General features: G+C 62.9%; 5 protein-coding genes. 1 reads left to right on the top strand and 4 read right to left on the bottom strand.

Going from position 1 to position 4266, the window contains the following annotated elements; translation table 11 throughout:
* Positions 1 to 32: 32 nt before the first annotated feature.
* Positions 33 to 800: a 5'/3'-nucleotidase SurE gene (surE, locus tag JWR89_RS21405; protein ID WP_299719943.1), complete on the bottom strand. Its 768-nt coding sequence runs from the start codon at positions 798 to 800 to the stop codon at positions 33 to 35.
* Positions 801 to 1062: 262 nt separating this feature from the next.
* Between surE and JWR89_RS21400 the strand changes: the two genes are divergently transcribed.
* On the top strand, positions 1063 to 1572 hold the full coding sequence (locus tag JWR89_RS21400) for a hypothetical protein (protein WP_299719940.1): 510 nt from the start codon (positions 1063 to 1065) through the stop codon (positions 1570 to 1572).
* Positions 1573 to 1580: 8 nt separating this feature from the next.
* Here JWR89_RS21400 and serS read toward each other — a convergent pair whose 3' ends face one another.
* The 3 genes from serS to tatC form a co-directional block, all read right to left on the bottom strand.
* Positions 1581 to 2885, bottom strand: coding sequence for a serine--tRNA ligase (gene serS / locus JWR89_RS21395; protein WP_299719937.1), 1305 nt, complete (start codon positions 2883 to 2885; stop codon positions 1581 to 1583).
* 80 nt (positions 2886 to 2965) lie between these two features.
* Positions 2966 to 3310 carry a hypothetical protein gene (locus tag JWR89_RS21390; protein ID WP_299719935.1) on the bottom strand — a complete coding sequence of 115 codons (345 nt, stop codon included), beginning with the start codon at positions 3308 to 3310 and terminating at the stop codon, positions 2966 to 2968.
* Between the two features lie 72 nt (positions 3311 to 3382).
* On the bottom strand, positions 3383 to 4201 hold the full coding sequence (tatC, locus tag JWR89_RS21385) for a twin-arginine translocase subunit TatC (protein ID WP_299719933.1): 819 nt from the start codon (positions 4199 to 4201) through the stop codon (positions 3383 to 3385).
* Positions 4202 to 4266: the final 65 nt, after the last annotated feature.

Here is a 4266-nt window from a genome sequence, read left to right as displayed (position 1 = left end):
TGCGCCATCACTGCCGATCGTTTAGCTTGCTCCTACTTCAGCGTCGCCGTCAGCGCTTGCGAAAATTCATCGTCGGTGCGGTCGAGCCGTAGCGGGGTTACCGAAACGTAGCGCGCGGCGAGCGCTGCCAGGTCGGTGCCCTCGGCCGGCGTGTCCAAGACCGCCGCACGCTCGAACCCGATCCAGAAATACGGATTGCCGCGGCCGTCCTTACGCTCGTCGACGCGCAGAAATCCCTGGTTGCGCTTGCCCTGCCGCGTCACTTTCACGCCCAGCACGTCGGCCGCGACGCAGGCCGGGAAGTTGACGTTGATCACCGTGTTCTTCGGCACGCCGGCCGCGATCACCTTGCGCAGCACATCCGGGCCGAACTTCAGCGCGGTGTCCCACAGCGGCGCGTGGCGGGTTTCCATGGAAAATTCCTGCGACAGCGCCACCGACGGGAATCCGAGAATGGTGCCTTCCAGCGCGCCGGCGATGGTGCCGGAATAGACCACGTCCTCGGCGACATTGCGGCCCTTGTTGACGCCGGACAGCACCAGGTCGGGCTGCTTGTCGAGCAGGATGTGGCGCGCGCCCATAATCACGCAATCGGTCGGCGTGCCCCTTACCGCAAAGTGGCGCGGGCCGATCTCGCGCAGCCGCAACGGATCGTTCAGCGACAGCGAATGCGACACCCCGGACTGGTCCATCTCCGGCGCCACGACCCAGACGTCGTCGGACAATTCTTTCGCGATCTGTTCGAGGATTTTCAGGCCGGGCGCGTGAATGCCGTCATCGTTGGTACAGAGAATTCGCATGCGCTCGATCGCCTTTTGCCGGTTTCGCCTCGCCCTTGGCGGGCAGCGACTTTTGCCAGCCGGCGAGGCGTTTGACCAACCAAATTTTTGCCATCCGGCGCGTAACCCGCGCCAGCATGCGCGACAATGATCCGCCGTTCCGGAACATTCTTGCGGCTTCGCGGTTATGGGAGTCGAGCGAGTTCGTCGGCGTTGGCGTCAAGAGCGCCTGCCACCGTCCGGATGGTCCGGCCAGCGGCAGTGCCCCGGCAGGACAGCGAAAATGGCGGTAAAACTTCATCGAGCCATGTTGATCGGGCTGCCGGCGGTGGCGGCCGTGGCGCTGGCGGCGTGGATGTTTTTTCCCGGCCTTTCCGCAACGCATTCCCGCCCGACCGAGCCCGCCATCACGCTCAGTTCCGCTGTCGTCGATGACGGCAACGACCCCATCGAACACGACGCCGTCCTGGCTCCCGCGGTGACTACGCCGGCCGCGGCCGCGCCGCTCGGCCGTTTGCGGATTTCAAGGCAGTCGTTCAGCCGCGGCGGGCTGGGATCGCGGGCATTGATGACGTTCACCGTGCGCAACGGCAATGACTATGCGGTCAAGGATCTCGAGCTACTCTGCAAATTCCGCAGCAGGGACGGCCGCTATACGACCGAGCGCCGCCGCACCCTGAACGACACCGTCGAGATGAAGAGCCGCAAGATGTTTCCGCTGACGCATATAGGCTTCGTCAACGTCAAGGCCGCGAAAGCGAAATGCGCCGTGGTGACGGCCGAACGGGCGTAGCGTCGCGGCTATCGCCCGTTCTCGATTACCTTCAAGCCACCCATATACGGCTGCAGCACGTCCGGCACGGCAATCGAGCCATCCTCCTGCTGATAGGTCTCCATGACAGCGATCAGCGCGCGGCCGACCGCCGTGCCTGAGCCGTTCAGCGTGTGCACGAAGCGCGGTCTGCCGTCGGGGCCGCGGTAGCGCGCGTCCATGCGGCGGGCCTGGAAGTCGCCGCACACCGAGCACGACGAAATCTCGCGATAGGCGCCGCCGTCGCCCTGCCCGGGCATCCACACTTCGATGTCGTAGGTTTTTTGCGAGGCAAAGCCCATGTCGCCGGTGCACAAAGTCATGACGCGATAATGCAGGTCGAGCCGGCGCAGCACTTCCTCGGCGCAGGACAGCATGCGCTCGTGCTCGTTCTTGCTCTCTTCCGGCGTGGTGATCGAGACCAGTTCGACCTTGGTGAACTGGTGCTGCCGGATCATGCCCCGCGTATCGCGGCCGGCGGCGCCGGCTTCAGCGCGGAAGCACGGCGTCAGCGCGGTCATGCGGATCGGAAGTTCTTTTTCGTCGAGGATGGATTCGCGAACGAGGTTGGTGAGCGGGACTTCGGCGGTGGGAATGAGCCAAAACTCCCGCTCCGCTCCTCCCGCGCCGACAGAAAACTGATCATCCCGAAACTTCGGCAGTTGCGCCGTGCCGAACATGGCATCGTCGCGCACCAGCAGCGGCGGGTTGATCTCGGCATAGCCGTGCTCGTTGGTGTGGAGGTCGAGCATGAACTGACCGATCGCCCGCTCCAGCCGCGCGAGGCCCTTCTTGAGCACGACAAAGCGGGCGCCGGACAATTTTGCCGCGGCTTCGAAATCCATGAAGCCCATGGCTTCACCGAGATCATAGTGTGGCTTCGGCACAAACGCGTAGTTGCGCTTGGCGCCGAAGTGATGATGCACCACATTGCCATGCTCGTCGGACCCATCCGGCACCTCGTCGAGCGGCAGGTTGGGGATTTCGGCCAGCGCGGTCCTGAGCTGCGCCTCGGTCGCCTTCACAGCGGCTTCCATCTCGGGCATCGTGGTCTTGAGTTCGGTGACCTCGGCCATCAACGCATTGGCGCGCGCGTCATCCTTGTTCTTCTTGGCTTCGCCGATTTCTTTTGAGGCCGCATTGCGCCGCGCCTGCGCCAGTTCGGAAGCGAGGATCGCCGTACGCCGGGTCTCGTCGATCGCCATCAGCGACGCCGACAACGGCGCCAGCCCGCGCCGCTTCAGCGCGGCGTCGAAGGCTTCGGGATTGTCGCGGATCGCTTTGATGTCGTGCATGGCGGGGGTCCTGGGCAAACGTGGCCCTGAGTACCCCGAATGACTGATATTTGGAACATCAAATGGCGCACCAAACGCCGTCAGTGCATCCGCTGAAGGGCAGCCAGGATTCCGATGCCAACAGCAACGATCCCGCCGAAGCGCACCGTCACCTGCAGAGCCGACTTATCGATTGAAGCCTGCAATTCCTTGCGGGTCGCCAATAAGTCGGCCTTGAAAGCCCGCAAATCCGATTTCATATCGGCACTGAGGGCATTCAAATCCAGCCTTAGGTCCGACTTCACTGCGAGTAGATCGGACTTGGTCACCAGTTCGGTCATAATGAAATCTCGCGCCGCCTCAGCCTGCGCCTCTGCCTGCTCTTCCGCCACTCCGGCATCGCGCAGTCGCTTGGAATAGCCGAGCGTATCAAAAGCAAACGCCAAGATCACCTCCTAAAGCTGCCAGAACACAACCAAAGGTAGATAATTACAGCGAGGCCTGCAAGGCGCCGTCCCTCACTCCGCCGGCGTCACATCCGTGCCGGTCGCATCCGCCGCCGCTTTCGCTGCTGCGGCTTTCTTCGCTTTGCCTTCGACGATGCGCACCGCGATGATCGAGCCCTCGTACAGAATCAGCAGCGGGATCGCGAGCGAGGCCTGGCTGATGACGTCGGGCGGCGTCAGCACCGCGGCGATGACGAAGGCGACGACGATGAAATAGCGGCGCTTGTCCTTCAACTGCTGCGAGGTGAGGATGCCGATGCGGCCGAGCAAGGTCAGGATCACCGGCAACTGGAAGGCGATGCCGAAGGCGAAGATCAGCGACATCATCAGCGACAGATATTCGCCGACTTTCGGCAGCAACTGGATCTGCGCGGTCTCCGCGCTGCCGGTCTGCTGCATGCCCAGCGAGAACCGGATCAGCATCGGCAGCACCAGGAAATACACCAGCAGCGAGCCGAGCGCGAAGAAGAACGGCGTCGCGATCAGATACGGCAGGAACGCGCCGCGCTCGTGCTTGTAGAGGCCGGGCGCCACGAACATGTAGATCTGCGCCGCGATGATCGGGAACGAGATGAAGCCGGCGCCGAACATCGCCAGCTTCAACTGGGTCAAAAAGTATTCCAGCAGCGCGGTGTAGATGAACTTGGAATTCTCGGGGCCGGCGACCCAGACGAACGGCCAGACCAGCACGTTGTAGATCTGCTTGGCGAAGAAGAAGCAGAAGATGAAGGCCACGGCGAACGCCAGCATCGCCTTGATCAGCCGCGATCGCAGCTCGATCAGGTGATCCATCAAGGGTGCCTTTGAGGCTTCGATATCTTCCGCGCTCATGACGCTCGGGCGTCCTTCAGCACATCGGGATTGGCAGCGGGCTCAACGGGAGCAATCTCTTCGGC

This window comes from Tardiphaga sp. (genome assembly GCF_028290785.1).
Lineage (GTDB): Bacteria > Pseudomonadota > Alphaproteobacteria > Rhizobiales > Xanthobacteraceae > Tardiphaga.
The sequence above is the reverse complement of the archived record's forward strand: the minus strand, read 5'-3'. Positions and strand labels throughout refer to the sequence as shown.